Annotated in this window: 10 protein-coding genes and 2 pseudogenes; 6 read left to right on the plus strand and 6 right to left on the minus strand. The window is 68.3% G+C overall.

The features are described from left to right. Positions 1–56: 56 nt before the first annotated feature. The 4 genes from SSMG_RS44445 to SSMG_RS28470 form a co-directional block, all read right to left on the minus strand. Positions 57–224 (minus strand): LPXTG cell wall anchor domain-containing protein, encoded by a 168-nt coding sequence (locus tag SSMG_RS44445; RefSeq protein WP_009081725.1) that lies wholly within the window; start codon positions 222–224, stop codon positions 57–59. A 57-nt stretch (positions 225–281) separates the two neighbouring features. Continuing rightward, positions 282–1,625: a glycosyltransferase family 2 protein gene (locus SSMG_RS28460; protein WP_037718124.1), complete on the minus strand. Its 1,344-nt coding sequence runs from the start codon at positions 1,623–1,625 to the stop codon at positions 282–284. Positions 1,626–1,677: 52 nt separating this feature from the next. Continuing rightward, positions 1,678–3,882, minus strand: a complete 2,205-nt coding sequence (locus tag SSMG_RS28465; protein ID WP_158688107.1) for a hypothetical protein — start codon at positions 3,880–3,882, stop codon at positions 1,678–1,680. Positions 3,883–4,170: 288 nt separating this feature from the next. Further along, on the minus strand, positions 4,171–5,373 hold the full coding sequence (locus tag SSMG_RS28470; RefSeq protein WP_009081730.1) for an iron-containing alcohol dehydrogenase: 1,203 nt from the start codon (positions 5,371–5,373) through the stop codon (positions 4,171–4,173). Between the two features lie 1,146 nt (positions 5,374–6,519). On the opposite strand from SSMG_RS28470, the gene SSMG_RS28480 reads away from it, so the two are divergent. Next, positions 6,520–7,128 carry a response regulator transcription factor gene (locus SSMG_RS28480; protein ID WP_009081734.1) on the plus strand — a complete coding sequence of 203 codons (609 nt, stop codon included), beginning with the start codon at positions 6,520–6,522 and terminating at the stop codon, positions 7,126–7,128. An 835-nt stretch (positions 7,129–7,963) separates the two neighbouring features. Here SSMG_RS28480 and SSMG_RS28485 read toward each other — a convergent pair. Both SSMG_RS28485 and SSMG_RS47245 read right to left on the minus strand, forming a co-directional pair. Next, positions 7,964–8,749 (minus strand): indole oxygenase, encoded by a 786-nt coding sequence (locus SSMG_RS28485; protein ID WP_009081741.1) that lies wholly within the window; start codon positions 8,747–8,749, stop codon positions 7,964–7,966. After that, positions 8,632–9,150 (minus strand): acyl-CoA dehydrogenase family protein, encoded by a 519-nt coding sequence (locus SSMG_RS47245; RefSeq protein ID WP_199841095.1) that lies wholly within the window; start codon positions 9,148–9,150, stop codon positions 8,632–8,634. The genes SSMG_RS28485 and SSMG_RS47245 overlap by 118 nt, the downstream gene beginning before the upstream one ends. A 1,229-nt stretch (positions 9,151–10,379) precedes the next feature. Between SSMG_RS47245 and SSMG_RS28495 the strand changes: the two genes are divergently transcribed. From SSMG_RS28495 to SSMG_RS43855, 5 genes and pseudogenes are all read left to right on the plus strand, one after another. Next, a complete protein-coding gene (locus SSMG_RS28495) occupies positions 10,380–11,372 on the plus strand; it encodes an ABC transporter permease (protein ID WP_199841096.1) in 993 nt (330 codons plus the stop codon). Continuing rightward, the gene (locus tag SSMG_RS28500; protein WP_286157070.1) at positions 11,366–12,301 is read left to right on the plus strand and encodes an ABC transporter permease; all 936 of its coding nucleotides are present in this window, start codon (positions 11,366–11,368) and stop codon (positions 12,299–12,301) included. The genes SSMG_RS28495 and SSMG_RS28500 overlap by 7 nt, the downstream gene beginning before the upstream one ends. After that, positions 12,298–14,371 (plus strand): annotated as a pseudogene (locus SSMG_RS28505) (dipeptide ABC transporter ATP-binding protein). Before SSMG_RS28500 ends, SSMG_RS28505 begins: the two are co-directional and overlap by 4 nt. A gap of 398 nt (positions 14,372–14,769) precedes the next feature. Next, a pseudogene (locus SSMG_RS28510) lies at positions 14,770–16,083 on the plus strand (ABC transporter family substrate-binding protein); the annotation flags it as partial. 404 nt (positions 16,084–16,487) lie between these two features. Further along, complete coding sequence (locus SSMG_RS43855; RefSeq protein WP_199786010.1) at positions 16,488–16,757, plus strand: DNA methyltransferase; 270 nt, start codon at positions 16,488–16,490, stop codon at positions 16,755–16,757. The last annotated feature ends 147 nt before the right edge of the window (positions 16,758–16,904 follow it).

The following is a 16,904-nucleotide window of genomic DNA, read 5'->3' on the forward strand; positions in this document are numbered from 1 at the left end:
TTTCCTCCCCGACCCGTGGCGGCGGGGCCCGGCCAACGGGCGCCCGCCGCCTCCGGTCACTTCTCGGCGTCTTCGGCGATTCTCCGGCGCCGCCGGGCGAACAATACGAACATCGTTCCCAGCGCCACGAGGGCAATAGCCAGAGCGATCCACCAGGTCAAGCTGGCGCCGGTGATCGCGAGGCCGCCCGCCGTGCCCGTGCCGATGGTTCCAGGCTTGTACATCCAGGTCCTCTGAGTGTGTGTGTTGGGCTGATGGCTTTCCCGGGTGCGCCCGGGTGATCAGGTTTCGACGGCAACCCCCTCCTGGTTGAACGATTCCGCGTTCCGCCGCGTTTTGGCCCAGCCGTGCCGGCCTCGCATCATCCGATACACCGCACGCAGCGAAGTCAGGTAGAACGTCGCGACATACACCGTGAAAGCCAGCCCGTAGCCGATGCCGGAAAGCAGATTCGGCTTTCCGATGCAGCGGAACTGGTAAATGATCCCCCACACGACGAACGGGGCGGTGGACATCACGAGGAAAATCACCATGAACGCCGCGGTCTGCGTCGATACCGCGCTCGTCCAGATCGACGGATCGCGGACCGTCGCGACCAGCGCGGCCACGAGCGGGATCGGGTATAGGACGGCGCCGACCAGCTGCAGCCACGGCTGGATCAGGTAGTAGCTCGCCTCGACCACTCCCAGTTCGGTGAAGTGCGAGGACCGCCAGATCGAGGGCAGATACCGCGAACACTGCATCGTGCCCTGGCCCCAGCGGGTGCGTTGCGTGACGAATCGCCGGAAACTGTAGAGGCCCTCCTGGGACACGTAGGAGTCCGAGGTCGCCGCCGTGCGCCACCCGGCCATCAGCAAATGCAGCCCGAGTTCGTAATCTTCCAGCAAAAGCCCGCGCCACGGCTGCCCGGTTCCGCGGTCGATGGTGCGCAGCGCCGACATCCGCGTGAACTGCCCGTTGCCGCCCATCGCCACCGTCCCGGCGTAAGCGCGCGAGTGCTGTACCGCCGAAATCGCGGTGCGGAACTCCATGTCCTGCAGCTGCACCAGCTTCAGCGCCGCCCATCGCTTCCAGCGGCTGCCCTCGGCGGGCGGGGTGTCGCGGTTCAGCATGCGGACCTCCAGCTGAACCGCCCCCACGGACCGATCGCCGAACAGGTGGCCTGCCGCGCACACGTCCAGGCAGTCCGCCGCGAGCACGCCGTCGGCGTCCACCACCCCGACGATGACCTTTTCCCAGAATTCATGCCGGCCCAGCCAGCCCGCCAGCTGCTGATAGGCGGCGTTCAGCGCGTCGCCCTTCCCGGTGCGGGCGTTCGGCGGGTACCGGCGGACGAGGTGGATGAACGGATCGGGGCCTGTTTCCCCTTCCGCCAGCGACAAGACGACCTGTGCGGTGGCGTCCTGCGAATCGTCGTCGATGACCCACACGTGCGCGTCCGGAAATGTCTTCCGCAGCCGCCGGACCGTATTGCCGATCACCGCCTCCTCGTCCCGGCACGGAACGAAAAAGTGCCAGGAGAAGTCGGCCCGGGATCCGGCGGGCGCACGCTTCCGGCTCAGGAACGGGACGACGATAGTGCACACGTAAGCGATGAAGACACCGCTGCTCACGAACGTGAACACGCCAGTGATTGTGCTCAGCATCCCGGGTGCGCCTTTCCCTCGTACCGGCCGGCTATTTCACGAGAAACGAGAAGTTCCCCAGGTTTTCCAGGAACACCTCGGAATCCGGCTTGTCATTGCGTGCGCGCGACTTCATGAAGACCTCGCCCAGCTTCTCTTGCAGCCCGGTTCCCCGCCATTTCGGTCCGATCCAGTAATTGAGGTAGTAATTCGGCGAGAATTCCGCGCCGGGCGCCGACCAGAAGCCCCGTGCGGGATCGCTGACGTAGCTCTGGACCGAGGCGGCCGCGCCGGACCGCCAAGCCGACCCCGCGTCGTCCGTGGCGGACAGCAGGACGGCCAGCTGCAAGTCGTTGGCCTGCAGGAATGCCGGGGACAAAACCCCGGAGACCGCCTCCTTGGTCGCCAGCCCGTCGATGTCGATCGCGGGCGCCCCGGCCTCGTACGGAGCTATTCCGGCGTCGCCGATCGCCAGTGCGCCGCCGGGCAGCTTGGTCGAGGCGATCGCCTCGCCGACGGCCTGATGCGCGGCTTCGAGCCGGTACCGGTAGGCCAGCATCTGGGTCAGCTCGGTCGCGTTGCCGAAGCCGATGGCCGTGCCGAGCCCGATGGCGCACACGAGAACCGAGGCCGCGGTCTTGCGCACACTGCCGACGACGATCCCGAGGACCACGACGGCCGTGCCCGCGACGACGCCCGACGAAAGCTGACCGGGCTGCCACAGCAGGACCGCGGCGGTCGCCAGGCAGATCGCGATCAGTGCCGACACCCGGCTGACTCCCGAATCCGGTGCGGACCGGTCGAGCCGGATGGGCCGCGACAGCACGACGACGACGACCGGGAACAGCAGCTGCCAGCAGAACCTGTTTCCCGTGTCCATGACCAGTTCGGAGCGCTTGTACACGCCGAAGACGATCAGCAGCGCCGTCACCGCGAGCACCACCGGCACGACGTGCCGCAGCACGTCCGGCTCCGCCAGCGGGTTCCGGCCGGTCGCCCGCCGGTACAGCCCGAAGCCCAGCGCCAAGCCGATCATCACCGGCAGCACCATCGGGCCCACGGACGGCAGGACGTTGAGCAGGTCCACGAAGAACGCGCTGTCCCCGCCGGTCTTGCGGTAGAAGGTATTGGGGAAGAACGAGCCGAAGTACCACCAGCGGGCGCACCAGTAGACCGCCCATCCGCCCAGCACCACGGCCGCGCCGCGCCGGTTGGCCCGGCTCCGGTCGATCAGCACCGACCAGCCGATGGCGACCGCGGCGAGCACGATCCCTTCCGGCCTGCTGAGTGCGACCGCGGCGGCGATCACGTAACCACCTCGGCCCAGCGCACCCCGCCGATAGACGATGCTGAAAAGCCAGGCGACGAGCAAGGCGAACGACACCGTCTCCAGCCCCATGAAGAGCTGCAGGAAGAAAATCGGGCTCGCCGCGGCCACCGCCAGCAGCACGAACTCCTGGCCCCGGGGCAGCCGGGCACGGCGCACCAGGAAGACATAGGCCGCCGCGATTCCGATCGCGACAATCTTGAAGAACAGTTCCGCCGAGAAGCCGAAGAGGGCCGGAACGATCGACAACACCGCGTAGAGCGGGTTGGTATACGCTTCGACCGGCGCGCCGCTCGGATTCCAGTTCCACACCCCGTGTTCGACGAGGTTCTTGCCGTATCGCCAGGTGATGAAAGAATCGTCCATCGTCACCCGGAAAAACAGGAAGCCCAGCACCAGAGCGGAGAGTCCGAGCAGCCCGTAGCCGATGCGCCACACGTGCAGATTCGCGTCGTCGGCACGATCGGCGGTCAGCCGCGCCAGCACCCCGTCCGCGGGCACCCGTTCCTGTGGTGCGGTGTCGACGAACGCCGAAGGCGGCGCTGTCCGCCACTCGCGCACCGCGTCGTCCGCGCCGGGGCCGCTGAGGGACTGCGCGTCCGGCGGCAAGAACTGGACCTCCTGGTCCGGGCCCACCGCGGCGACGCACCTCCGCAGCCCCGCGTCGCCGATCGAGACGAACCGCGCGCCCGGGCCGGCCGTGCGGAACACCTTCCAGGCCGCTGCCGGATGACTTGACATCGTGTCCGCGTTTCCGCGAAGGTCCTCCACGAGAAACGCTTTCGCCTCGGCCCCGGGGGCCACCGCGAAAAAGGCGACGAGGCGGGCGGTGTCCCGCGACTCGACCCACTCCCCGATCTCGTCGGCAAGCCGGGGTCCCGGTTTTTCGGCGGACGGGTCGCCGAAGACCATCTGGTCGGCTTCCGACATGACATGCTCCATGGTCCGGTGATAGGGTTCCATTCATCCGTACGCCGAGAAATGCCCGTTTCTTCTCGGGCCTCTCCCCGCATTACGTGCGATGCGCAATCGCCCGGACTTGGCCGAAGAGCCGAGTTCTTCGCCGGGAAGCACGGGAAACCACTACCGGAAGTATGATCGTGGCCGCTCGATCGGAGCAAGACGAACGGCGTTTTACCCCCTTCCGGGTGGTGGCGGCATTAATGACTGCCTGGTGAGATATTCACTTTGCCCGTCTTTGCCCGGCGCGCCCCGGGCTCACTGGTGGACCGCGGCCGGAATGGCCGCGCTGACCCACTGGGCGAGGTCCGGCGCCGATCTCCCGGCGAGCGCGGCTACATTGCCCGCCCAGAAGCGGTGCACCCGTACCCCCACCGCCGACGCCGCGGCGGCGTCGCACGCCAGACCGGACTCGAGATTCCAGGACCGGAACATCGCGGCGACACCCGGGCCTGGTTCCTCGGGCCACTTCTCCGACCCGGCGGCCCGGATCCAGCTCCACACCCGGCGCAGCCGGGCCCGGCTTCCCAGCCGGATGTCGCCGTCGTCGACCGCTTGCCACAGGACCGGCGCCACCGCGGTCAGCGCCGTGTTCGGAGTGACGCCCAGCTCGGAAGCCACCTCGGCCGCGACCGCCCCGGTAGCCGTGACGGCCATCTGGTGCCCGGCGAACGGAAGGCCGAACTGGGCCATGTCCGCGTAGCTGGCGAGCAGGAGGTCCGGAGCGCTCAACCCGCCTTCCCCCGCCCGCATGCCGAGCGAGACGAGCAAGGTCACCGCGGTCCGGGTTTCCGCGTCGCTCAAGGCGTTGGCGCCCTCGTCGGCGACAAACCAGTCGGCCGCTCGCACCAGCGACGCGGTGATCCCCTCGACGATCGACCGGGGCGGCAGCGATTCGGTGAAAGTGCTGTCGACGACGGCGACGTCCGGGACCAGTCCCGGGCCTTCCACCAGCCGGGGATGCCCCCGGAGCACCACCGAGGCGAACGGCCGCACCGCGGCGGACGCTCCGATCGTCGTCGGGACGAAGGTCCGGTGCAGCTGCGCGGGCGAGGCCTCGGGCAGGCCGATGACGCCCCGGCGGGCGCCGCGGGCGCGCACCGTCGGCACCGTCCGCTGGTCGGCGAGCTGGCGGCAGGCGAGCTTCGTCAGGTCCAGCACCGAAGATCCGCCGACCGCCACCACTCCTTCGACCCCGGCCCGGTCCAGCAACCCGGCCAGCTCCTCCACCTTGCCGACCGTGGCCGGAGCCTGCACGAGCTGCACCCGGTCGACCGTGATGCGCAAGTACGTCCGCAGCGCCTCCACTACGTGGAAGTTCGCCGCGGCGAACCCCGCGCTCACCACCAGCATCCGGCGCGACCGCGACGCGGCGGCCGACGACATGGCACGCCACACGTCATGCCCGGCGTAGACTCTCGTCCCGCATTCCCACAGCACCACATCGTTGGTCCGTCCCATAACCTGCCGCCTGACCCCATTCGTGGACTGCCGCGCGTCCCGCGTTCCGCCGCTTTATCCGGATTATGCCGAAGAAAACGCCGCGGACCCACACACAATGGGGGCTGATTTACGTTCTTTTGACAAGCCTGCCGCGCTCGTTTCGAAGCTGTACCGATCCATTGCGTGATATTTTCACGCAAACCTCGGGAATAATTTCAATTGCCGTGCCCGGGCCTGATGCGCGTTTTCGATCGCGATCGCCGGACGCCTCGGGCCAGACCCGGCTCGCTCGCGGCGCCGGCCGGCCCTCCGGGTTCAGGACAGCACGCCGGCGCGGGCTGGACGCGGCCGCGACCTTCCCTGGAAGGACTGCGCCGGTCAGGTGATCGCGGGCGGTCGGCCCGTCGGCGCGCGATAGTGGCCCCAGCAGCCGGCTCCGTCGACGGACAGCGCCGGAAATGACTACTGCAAGTGGCATCCGAACCCCGGCGCACCCCCGTTGCCGCACCTCAAACTACCCGAATGGATAGCGCCGGACCGAGCAGAGTGCGCCGGTCCTGCCTCTAGTATGAAATTGTCCGCATGCGCCGGGCCGCGGAATCACGGCCAGCCGGGGAGGGCGGGTTGACGAAGAAAGGGCTCGGTGAAAGTGGCAACCTCGTGGCGGGCAACCGGCCCCGCCCGGACCGGCGGGCAGCAGAACGGCCGATCGGCCGTGCGATTCCCCGCCGTAACCCGCGGTGGCAGCACGTCGTCAGCGGCCGTCGGCACTCCGCCTCGCCCGCGCCGGCGCCGCCGCGCGGAACACCGGGAAACCGGACGCATGCTCAGGACACTGTTGCATCCGGCCGCCAGGACGGCCGGCACGATCTGGTCGGACGGGCCCGGGGCCAGGCTCGCCGCGTGGAGTCTCATCCCGGTGCTCATGGGTGTTTGCGTGACGAGCGTGTTCGCTTGCTTCACCCTGAGCCACGGATTGCTCGCCGGTCTATCGACGGCCGCGAACTGCTTCCCGTTCCTGCTTCCCGGCATTGCCGGGCTGGCCCTCCGGATCCGGCCGGCCGTCGCGTCGCCGGACGGGACCACGGCCGACGTCCGATTGCCTGCCCTGCCATCCGGTTCGGGCGGCCCCCGAGAATCCTGGACCCGACAGGAGGCGAACGTATGGTGATCCGGGTCGCACTCGCCGAGGATCAGCGAGTCCTCCGCGACGCGCTGGTGGCCTTGCTCCAGCTGGAGCGCGACATCACAGTGGCCGGCGTAGCCGAACGAGGCGAGGAAGCCGCGCAACTCGCCGGGAACCTGAAGCCGGACGTGCTGATTCTCGACATCGGACTGCCGGACGTCAGCGGCCTCACGGTGGCTTCCCGGATCCGTGCCCAGTTCCCCGCGGTGCGGATCCTGCTGCTGACCTCGCTCGACAAACCCGGCGTCGTCCGGGAGGCGCTCACTCTCGGCGTGAGCGGGTTCCTTCCCAAGGGCGTCGCGGCGGCCGAGCTGGTCGAGGCCATCCGCGGCGTCCACGCGGGCAAGCGGGTCGTTTCCCCCGACCTGGTTTCCGCCGCGCTGGCCGCGGGCGAAAACCCGCTCACTCCTCGCGAGCGCAGCATTCTCCAGCTGGCCGCTACCGGCACCCCGCCCCCGCACATCGCCCACCAACTGCACCTTGCCGAAGGAACCGTGCGGAACTACATCACCCGGATCATCTCGAAGCTCTCGGCACGCAACTCCACCGACGCAATCCGGATCGCCAAACACTACGGCTGGCTCTGACCGTTCGAGACCGTGGGCCTGGTCCGCTGCCACCAGCGCCATCCACCGCACAACGCTGCCGGCCGGAAGGAATTGCCGCAGGAGATCCCGTTCGTGCGCAAGGTGTTCCGTGCTTCCAGCTCGGCCAGACCTTGCGCACGCGAGCCTTGAACGGCTCGATCGGCACCCCTCATCCCCGGGCGACCGAATGATTGGGCTCGGACAGCCCCGCCGAACAGAGCGCTCGCCGTGACGGCCACCGCTTCCCCGGCTACCAGGTACGCGGCCGCGAAACCGCGTGGCGACAGACGATTTCCATGAGCCTCGCACCGGACTGCTTGGCATACTCTCGAAGCCGCACTCCGGCTCCTCGTCATTTCACCGGGTATCCTCAGCGCTTGGCGTTCAGGACGGTGATCAGTTCCGGTGGATTCCTTTGCGAGTGAAGGACACCGGCATGATCGGTGCGGTGAATCGTTGCCGCACCGCCGCTTTCGGACGCGAAAACTCACGCAAGCCCTCCGGTCCGCGCTCGCCTTCGTCGCGTGCTTTGCGGGCGATTCATGAGGGGCCGCCGAAGCGGCGGAGAACGTTGTGCGTGATCGCCTCGGTGGATTCGTCGTGGTGAATGAGCCCGCTGACCCATTCGCAGATGCCCGTGTCGAAGTCGCACGGCCGGCGCCTCCTCGTGCAGCGGCCGCGTTTTCTCGACGCGGCTGCGAGACGCGAAGCGGTACCAGTCCGCTGCGAAGTGCAACCGGACGCCGTGGTGCTCTTCGGTGAACGCCGCGACCCGGGTGATCCGTGGCTGCGCTGCCGGGTCCGGGATCCACAAGGGCTCGGCCATGCGGGTTCCTCAGACGAGCGGAGTGACGGAGTCGGCGACGCGGAGCATCGCCTTGCCGTAGACCTCGTAGCCGACTGTCGGCGAGACGTTGGCGTGCCGGGCGGCGGTCGCCGAATCGCGCCGGATCCGCTGCAGCGGGTTGACCTCGGCGAAGGAACCGGCACCGTGCGCGGACAGCAGGATCTCGATGGCGCGGGCGACGCAGTCGGCAACGTAGCCGGTGTCCGAGCGCACGCGAGCACGGGTGAGGTAGTCCGGGTATTCGTCGCGCGCGGCCGCGTGGTCGGCGTCGTCGGCCGCGCGGAAGGCGACGAGCCGGGCGGTGTCCGGCAGGAGGGCCGCTTCGGCGATCTGGAGCTGGAAGCCGGCCGAGTCGTGTTGTGCGGTGAAGTAGGTGTGGAAGAGCGGTTTCTTCGCTGCCTTGCCGGCCACCAGGTCCAACGCGGCCTTGCCGAGCTGCGGGCCGACCGGCACGAGCGCGAGCACAGGGGCCAGCGCGGAACGGTAGAGGGCCTCGTCCTTGTGCTCGGTGGGGTGCTCGCCGGTGATCGCCGGCGGGATCCGCATGACGCGGTGCTCGGACACGAACACCTCCTCGGCGACCATGCAGTTGCTGCCCGGCGAGCGCAGGCCGGCAACAAGCCAGGTGTCCTCCAGCGTCAGGTCGACGCGCGGGATCAGTGCCGTGCCCTGGTCGACGGCGGCTCCGGTCTCGTCGGTGACCGGGATGGGAGGCCGGCCCAGGTCGTGTGCAGCGAGCCGGAGTTGCAGAATCGCTTGCCGGTGGCCCGCCACCCGCCCTCGACCTTCCGGGCCTCGGCGGTCGGCGTCAGCACCCCGGAGACCTTCGCGTCCGGGTCGGTACCGAACACCTCGTCCCGCGCACGGTCCGGGAACAGCCCGACCACCCAGGACATGGCGTTGGTCAGCGTCACCACCCAGGAGGTGCCGCCGGCGGCTTCGGCGACCGCGGCGGAGACGTCGAGCATCGTGCGCAGCGAGGTTTCGCAGCCGCCGTACCGCTTCGGTGTTGCGATCCGGAACAGTCCGGCGTCGATGAGCGCCTTGATGCTCTCCTCGGCGACGCGCCGGTTCTTCTCTCCCTCGGCGCCGTTGCTCTTCAGCAATGCCGCGAGGTCACGGACGCGGGCGACCAGTTCCTCGGCGGTGGGCACGACAGTGTGCGCGGCGGTCACGGATTCTCCTGATTTGGGTTGCCGTTCAACGGGAACGGACGGCGATGTGGTCGACGACCGGCGTTGGTGGCCGCGCGGTGAACCGGGAGTGCGCGTCGACGGTGCGGGTGGTCGTACACGAGCGGAGGCAGCGGCTCGGAGGCGGAATGGGCGACCTGGCTGATCAGCAGCAAGCGATCCCCGGCGGGCGCCGTCCGCAGCGACTCGCAGACGGCCAAGCCGGCCACCTCGCCGAGCCGAGGCAGCCCGGACGAGAGGAATCCCGACGCGGTGGCGAACCGGTTCCGCACCCGGCCGGGCGAACACGGTCGCGAGATCGTCTTGGCCTCAGTCGAGGCTGTTGGCGCCGAAGCGCCCGGCTGCCTGGATCCACGACAGCAGCCGGGACCGGTGGTCCAGCGCCCGGAGAAAGGTTGGGCGGAGGGAAAACGAGGCTAGCGAGCTGACCGGACCGTGGCTCCGTGCGGCCCGTCCTCGTCGGCAGCGGTGATCGCCGCGACCGGGGCGCCCCCACCAGGTCCCGGACGTGCTGGTCAAGCACGGCCGGCCGCCCTTCGGCAATGGGTCCTGATCTGTTGGCCGCGGCTCGGTGCCCACGTTGAAACCGCCGAGCCAGGGGTCGACGATGCCTTGGCCGGGCCAGGCGGCATTTCATCGCCGCGAGCTCAGCGGAATGGGAACCACACGAATTCACCGATCTGGACGCGGGTAAATGTTCACTATATTGCCGTGAAGATCGTCCGGACCGGCACTTCATCGTGTGGAATACGCGGCGGCCCGGTCTAGCATCTCCCGATGGTCAGCGATCCCTTGCCTGAATCGCGCGTTTTCGTGATCGATGCCGCGAAGTGCGCGCGAAGCTGTCGGGTACCGGCAGGCGCGGCTCGGTACCAAGCGCGATGTCCGATCGCTGACCACGGCACAATCCAGTTGGCGGAGCGGGGCATCGTGTCGTGCCTCGGTGCCGCCGTGGCGAGGGCACCGGAACAGGCAAGGCTGGTAGCGCACGGTCTTCATTCGCGTGCTGGCCGAGCCGGGCCGGCGCAGCGAACCGCAAAGGGGCAGCAGCAGCGCGGACTCGCCGACGACGCCGAGCAGACATTCCGGGAACTCGCGCCTCCCGTCCACGTCTCGTCGCGCGACTCTCGGCGATTGCGCCGGAGGCCGCCGTCGGCGAAGTCTGGGCGGTGTCGGGCGCGAGCTGGTCGAAAAGTGCAGGAGGACCGCTGGTGGTGGTGAGATACCTGGTCCGCAAGGCGCTGGTCTGGCTCGGCATGATTGTCGTCGCCACCAACCTGACGTACTTCTTGGCGACCTCGTTCTTGGATCCTCGCGCGAACTACCTGGAGATGCGGCCGCCCCGCACGCCGGAGCAGATCGCCCGGTCGCTGGCCGCGTACAACCTGGATCCCGGCATGCCTGTGCTGCGGCGCTGGTGGAGCTGGGTCACCGGCATCGTGGAGCACTGGGACTGGGGCAGATCGCCAGTGGGAGAAAGCGTCAACGCCCAGATCGGGTTCCGGATCGGCGTCAGCGGGCAGCTCGTGCTGGGTTCGCTGGTCCTGTCGGCGCTCATCGGCATCGGGCTGGGCGTCTATACCGCCTCACGGCAGTATCGCCTCGCCGACCGAGTCTGGCAGGGGCTGTCGGTCCTCGCGTTGAACACGCCGATGGTGGTCGCTTCACTGGCTGTGGTGCTGGTGGCGATTTGGCTCAACCAGTCAATTGGCGCGACGGCGCTGTTCGTAGCGGGAGCCCAGTCGCCCACTGTCAACGGGTTCTGGCCGACCGTAGGCGACCGGCTGCGGCACCTGGTGCTGCCGACGGCGGCATTGACGGTCGTCAGTTACGCCGGATACCACCTGCTGCAACGTTCGCTGCTGCTGGACACCATCAACTCCGACTATGTGCGGATGGCGCGGGCCAAGGGCCTCTCCCGCTCCCAGGCCATCCGCCGGCACGGGCTGCGCACGTCGTTGATCCCGGTCGCCACCTCCCTCGCGTTCGCGATCCCGGCATTGTTCACCGGCGCGGTCATCACCGAGACGATTTTCGCGTGGCAGGGAATGGGCCAGTATTTCACGCAGACCATCAGCAAGAACGACGTTCACGGTGCGGTCGCCGTGGCGGCGTTCGGCGCGCTGATGACCGCGGTCGGCGCGATCCTCGCCGACATCGCGGTGGTCGCGCTGGACCCGAGGGTGCGGGTGAGCGGATCATGACGAGCGCACCGGGCGGCCGGGCGCAGGCCGACGATTCCGGTCTGGCGGCACCGGGCGGGCTCGTCCGAGGGCAGCCGCTGAACCGCGGACAGCTTTATTTCCGGCGCTTTCGCCGCAACCGTGCGGCTGTGGCAGGTCTGGGCCTCTTCGGTGCCTTGGTCGTTTTCGCGCTGGTGGGCGGATGGTTCACGTCCTACAGCTACAGCGACGTCGACTTCGCGAGTTTGTCGGCTGAGCCGTCGCCTGAGCACCTGTTCGGCACCAATGGCGCGGGCAACGACACCTACGCCCAGGCGGTGCATGGCCTGCAGCGGTCGCTGATCATCGCGATCAGCGTCTCGTTGCTGACCACCGTGATCTCCGCGCTGGTCGGGGCCGCGGCCGCCTACCTGGGCGGTCTCGCCGAACGTGCCATCCTCGGCGTGGTGCACTTCCTTCTCGTGGTGCCGGCTTTTTTGATTCTGGCGTTGGTGTCGCAGTCCGCGGGCGGGGACTGGCGGGTCCTGATCGTGGTGCTCACCGCGTTCGGATGGATGTTCAATGCTCGTGTGGTGTGGTCGCTCACCACCTCGCTGCGGGAACGGGAGTACGTGCGGGCGGCGCAGTTCATGGGCGTGCGGCCGGCGCGTATCATCGCCCGGCACCTGATCCCCAACCTCGGGTCGCTGCTGATCGTCACGTTCACCTTGGGCGTGGTCGGCACAGTCCAGAGCGAGACCGCCCTGTCGTTCGTCGGGTTCGGCGTGCACCCGCCGGACGTCTCGCTGGGCACCATGCTCGGCGACGGCGCCACCGCGATCTCCAGCGCGCCTTGGCTGTTCGTCGCGCCCGCCGCGCTTGTCACGCTGTTGACGGTCTCGATGGCGCTGGTCGGCGACGGGCTGCGCGACGCTCTGGACCCCACCTCGCGGGTGGGTGGAGGCCGATGATGTCCAGCAACGAACCGGTGCTGACAGTGCGCGGCCTCCAAGTCAGCTTTCCCTCGGAAGCAGGGCGGGTCCATGCCGTCCGCGGCGTCGACCTTCAGGTGAAACCCGGGCAAACGCTGGGGATCGTCGGCGAGTCGGGCTCGGGCAAGTCAGTCACCGCGATGGCTGTCATGGGGCTGTTGCCGGACTACGCCACCGTGTCCGGCTCGGTCGAGCTGGGCGGGCGCGAACTGCTGACTCTGGACGACCGGCAGCTGTCGACGGTCCGGGGCCGCGACATCGGGATGGTGTTCCAGGACCCGCTGTCCAGCCTGACTCCGATCTTCACCGTGGGTGACCAGCTGGTGGAAGCCCTGCGCATCCACCAAGACCTCAGCAAGACCGCGGCGCGGCGGCGCGCGGTCGAACTGCTGGACCTGGTCGGCATCCCCGACGCGGCCCGGCGCGCGCGTTCGTTCCCGCACGAGTTCTCGGGCGGCATGCGCCAGCGCGTGGTGATCGCGGCGGCGATCGCGAACAATCCCAGGCTGATCATCGCGGACGAGCCGACGACCGCCCTGGACGTTACGGTGCAAGCGCAGATCCTGGACGTCCTGCGGGTCGCGCAGGCCGAGACCGGTGCCGCCCTGATCCTGGTCACCCACGACCTGGGCGTCGTGGCCGGCACCGCCGACGAGGTCGCCGTGATGTACGCGGGCAGGCTCGTGGAGACCGCGCCTGTCGACGAGCTGTTCACCGCGCCCCAGATGCCCTACACCATCGGCCTGCTGGGCGCGGTCCCGCGCGCCGATACCGCCGGTCGCGGGCCGTTGACTCCCATTCCGGGCATGCCGCCGTCCCTGGTCGACCTTCCCCAGGGCTGTCCGTTCCAGCCGCGCTGCCCGATCGCCGTGCCCGACTGCGGCGACCGCGAACCAGACCTTGCCGCGGTGCGGACGGAGGTCGTCTCCGGGCATACCGCCGCGTGTGTCCGCGCGCGCCAGATCGTCGCTGGCCGGTTGGGCGATGCCGACGTCTATCCCCGTCTCCCGCCAGCCGCCGCGACGACGACGCGGATCCCCGCCGATCCCCGCGAACCTGTGGTCGAGCTGGCAGGAGTCGGCAAAACCTTTCCCTTGCTCAAGGGCTCGGTCTTCAAACGCCGGGTCGGCACGGTGCACGCGATGACCGAGGTCGACCTCCGCATCGAGCACGGCGAGTCGCTGGGACTGGTCGGCGAGTCCGGCTGCGGCAAGACCACCACCCTCCTGGAGATCATGCGGATGCGGGCGCCGCAGCACGGCGTCCTGCGGGTAGGCGGTGTCGACGTCGCGAGCCTTCCGAGCCGGGAGGCGCGCCGACAGTTGCGGCACCGGGTGCAGATGGTGTTCCAGGACCCCATGGGTTCGCTGGATCCTCGCATGACCGTCGCGGCGATCCTCGCCGAACCCCTGACCGCCCAAGGGGAACACCGGCGCGCTGTTATCGATGACCGGGTCGCGGAGCTGATGACGCTGGTCGGGCTCGACCCGTCGCATCGTGATCGGTTCCCCGCCGCGTTCTCCGGCGGGCAACGCCAGCGCATCGGCATCGCCCGCGCCCTGGCGACTCGCCCCGACCTCGTGGTGCTCGACGAGCCGGTGTCGGCGCTGGACGTGTCCGTGCAGGCCGGTGTCATCTTTCCTGCTCAACGAACTGAAGGCCGCGCTGGGCCTGGCGTATCTGTTCGTCGCGCACGATCTCGCGGTCGTGCGGCACGTCTGCGACCGCGTCGCCGTGATGTACCTGGGGCGGATCGTGGAAACCGGTCCAGCGCACGTCCTGTTCGAGGACGCCCGCCACCCCTACACCCAGGCGTTGCTGTCGGCCGTGCCGGTTCCCGACCCTCAGGTCGAACGCGGCCGGGAACGGATCATCCTGCGCGGCGACCTGCCCAGCCCGGCGCAAACACCGGCGGGCTGCGCGTTCGCGTCCCGTTGCCCGAAGCATCGGTCCCTGCCGAACAGCCAGCGGGAACGATGCCTGCGAGAGGTGCCCGCGTTGCGCGACCACGACGGCACCGAGCATGTCGCCGCTTGCCACTTCCCGTGACCGGTCGTCCTGCCAACTACCCGAGGAGAGTTTCAGCCATGCGAGTTCTGAGGAATGCCGGTGCGATCGCCGCGGCCGCCGCGGCACTGGTCGTGCTCAGTGCGTGCGGCGGCGGGTCCGGCAACGGGACCGCCGAAAGCGCCGCGTCGATGGCCGGCAAGGCCGCCTACAACCCCCAGCCCTATGACAACGTCAAAGACGGCGGCACGCTCACCACCGCGCTGCCGGAGATCTCCCCGCAGTTCAACCTCTGGCAAGCCGATTCCACGGCCTACACCCGTAGCGTGTGGAATTGGTACAACCCGATGCTGATCACGTTCACCGCGGACGGCGACGCGGTCTACAATCCTGACTACCTGACTGACGTCAAAGCCGACATCGTCGGCGGCAACTCCAGGATCACCTACACGATCAACCCGAAGGCCGCTTTCAACGACGGCACGCCCTTGGATTGGACCGCCTTCGAGGCTGCGTGGAAGGCCAGCAACGGCAAGGACCCGGCCTACAGTGCCGGTTCCACCGACGGTTACGACCGCATCGCCTCTGTCGCCCAGGGCGTGAACACCCGCCAGGCTGTGGTCACCTTCACCGGTGTCAATCTGTGGTGGCAAAGCCTGTTCAACACCGTGCTGCACCCGAAAGCGCTCAGCCCCGACGTGTTCAACAAGGGCTACGTCAACGCTCCCCATCCCGAGTGGGGCGCCGGGCCTTACACGGTAGCGAGGTATGACCAGCACAACGGCGCCGTAGTATTCGAACGCAACCCGAAGTGGTGGGGAAAGAAGGGGAAACTCGACACTCGCACGTTCCTGCAGATGGATTCGGCGGCGACGATCAATGCGTTCAAGAACGGCCAGCTGGACGCGGTCGCGGTCAACGGCAAGGACCAGCTCGCCCAGGTAACCGGGCAGCCGGGCACCGAACTCCGCAAGGGGCCGACGCTGCAGGTCGACTATTTCACTCTCAACGGAACCAGTCCCACGCTGTCCGATGTCAGGGTCCGGAAGGCGATCATGGAAGGCATCGACCGCAAGCAGATCGCCAAGTTCCACTTTCAAGGACTCGACTACAGCGCGGACCCGGCGGGTTCGATGCTCCTGCTGCCTTTCCAGAAGGGGTATCACGACAACATCGCCTCAGTCGTGTCCTACAACCCTGACCAGGCCAAAAAAGATCTAGATGCGGCCGGGTGGGCCGTCGGCCCGGACGGGATCCGCAGCAAGAACGGGACGCCGCTGCAGATCAGCTACGTGAACACCGGAGACGACGCGATCGGCAAGGCGGTTGCCGGCGGCCTGGCGGCAATGCTGAAGAACGTGGGGGTGAAGGTCGACATCCGGCAGACGCCCAGCAGCGATTTCTCCAAAATCATCAATGGAAAGCAGTTCGACATCTACTATTCCGGGGTGTCCCAGGGCGATCCGTTCGGCATCGCCTATCTCTGCCAGCTCTACTGCTCGGACTCTCAGCTGATCAAGTCCGGAGTCAACTCTCCAGCCCTCGATCCGAAGCTGAAGGCGGTGAACGCTCTGCCGACCGCGGAGGAGCAATTCGCGAAGGCTTCGGAAGCGGAAAGGGAAGCGCTCAAGACCTACGGTGTCCTGCCGACGGTCAACCTGGTCGGGATCAGCGCGGTCAAAAATGGCCTGGCGAACAGCGGCATTGGCCGGTTCTTCACCACCTCCCCGGAGAACATCGGCTGGCAGAAGTAGGATCGAACGAAGATCTCTGCTCAGCGAGGCCAGCTCCGGGGCCGCCGGCACTCCTTGCTCGCTGGCATGCCCGGGGCTTGGCTTGAGGAACCGTTTTGGCCCCTTGCGCAGGGCGCAGAAACCGATTTGAGCGCCCCTGCTGGAAGGCTTTCCCTCGACGACGTCGACGGTTCCGCAGTCCGCTCGCAAGGGTTGGCCGCCCACGCGTGGGCCGGCGGGCATTCCGGATACCGCTGGACAGACTGGGTGCGCCGGCACCGTCCTTCGTGAAGCCGCGGCGGACGGCTTCGATGCGGTCGCGCTGCAGAAGCACCACTGGCCGAGCAGACCTAGCGGGCGACCCCTGCGGGACGGTCGACCGGGTGGCGCTCGTGCTCGTCGACGAGTGACCCAGGCCGGGATGCGTGGGAGCGTGGACCGCACGGTCGCGCCGGAGCCGATCGCGCACCACCCGTGGGGCGGGACATCCGGCCGTGGGGACAGTAGAGATCGCCCGCCGGTGCGTGCGGTTGGGGTGCTGGCCCGGAGGGACGGTGCTGGACCCGTTCTCGGGCAGCGGGACCACGGGTCTCGCTGCCCGAGAACACCGGTGCCGTTTCATCGGCATCGATCTCGATCCCGACAGCCATCGGGTGGCGGTGCGCCGGCTCGGCCTCGGCGAGGAACAGGCATGACTGTCGACGTGCAGGGGATGACCAGCGGACTACCGCTTATGCGCTGGCCCGCACTGGCTCGTTCCCTTGCCCTGTTCTGCGGGTGGGCGGTGTGTATCGAGTTCCGGCTACGGGGTTGCTGCGGCTGCTGGGCGTCGATCACCTGAT

The sequence above is a fragment of the Streptomyces sp. AA4 genome, from assembly GCF_000158875.1.
Classification (GTDB): domain Bacteria; phylum Actinomycetota; class Actinomycetes; order Mycobacteriales; family Pseudonocardiaceae; genus Amycolatopsis.

Coding starts and splice junctions, on each gene's coding strand:
- SSMG_RS28470 (WP_009081730.1), bottom strand. CDS start 5,373: ATGGGACGGACCAACGATGTGGTGCTGTGGGAATGCGGGACGAGAGTC.
- SSMG_RS44445 (WP_009081725.1), bottom strand. CDS start 224: ATGTACAAGCCTGGAACCATCGGCACGGGCACGGCGGGCGGCCTCGCG.
- SSMG_RS28480 (WP_009081734.1), top strand. CDS start 6,520: ATGGTGATCCGGGTCGCACTCGCCGAGGATCAGCGAGTCCTCCGCGAC.
- SSMG_RS28465 (WP_158688107.1), bottom strand. CDS start 3,882: ATGTCGGAAGCCGACCAGATGGTCTTCGGCGACCCGTCCGCCGAAAAA.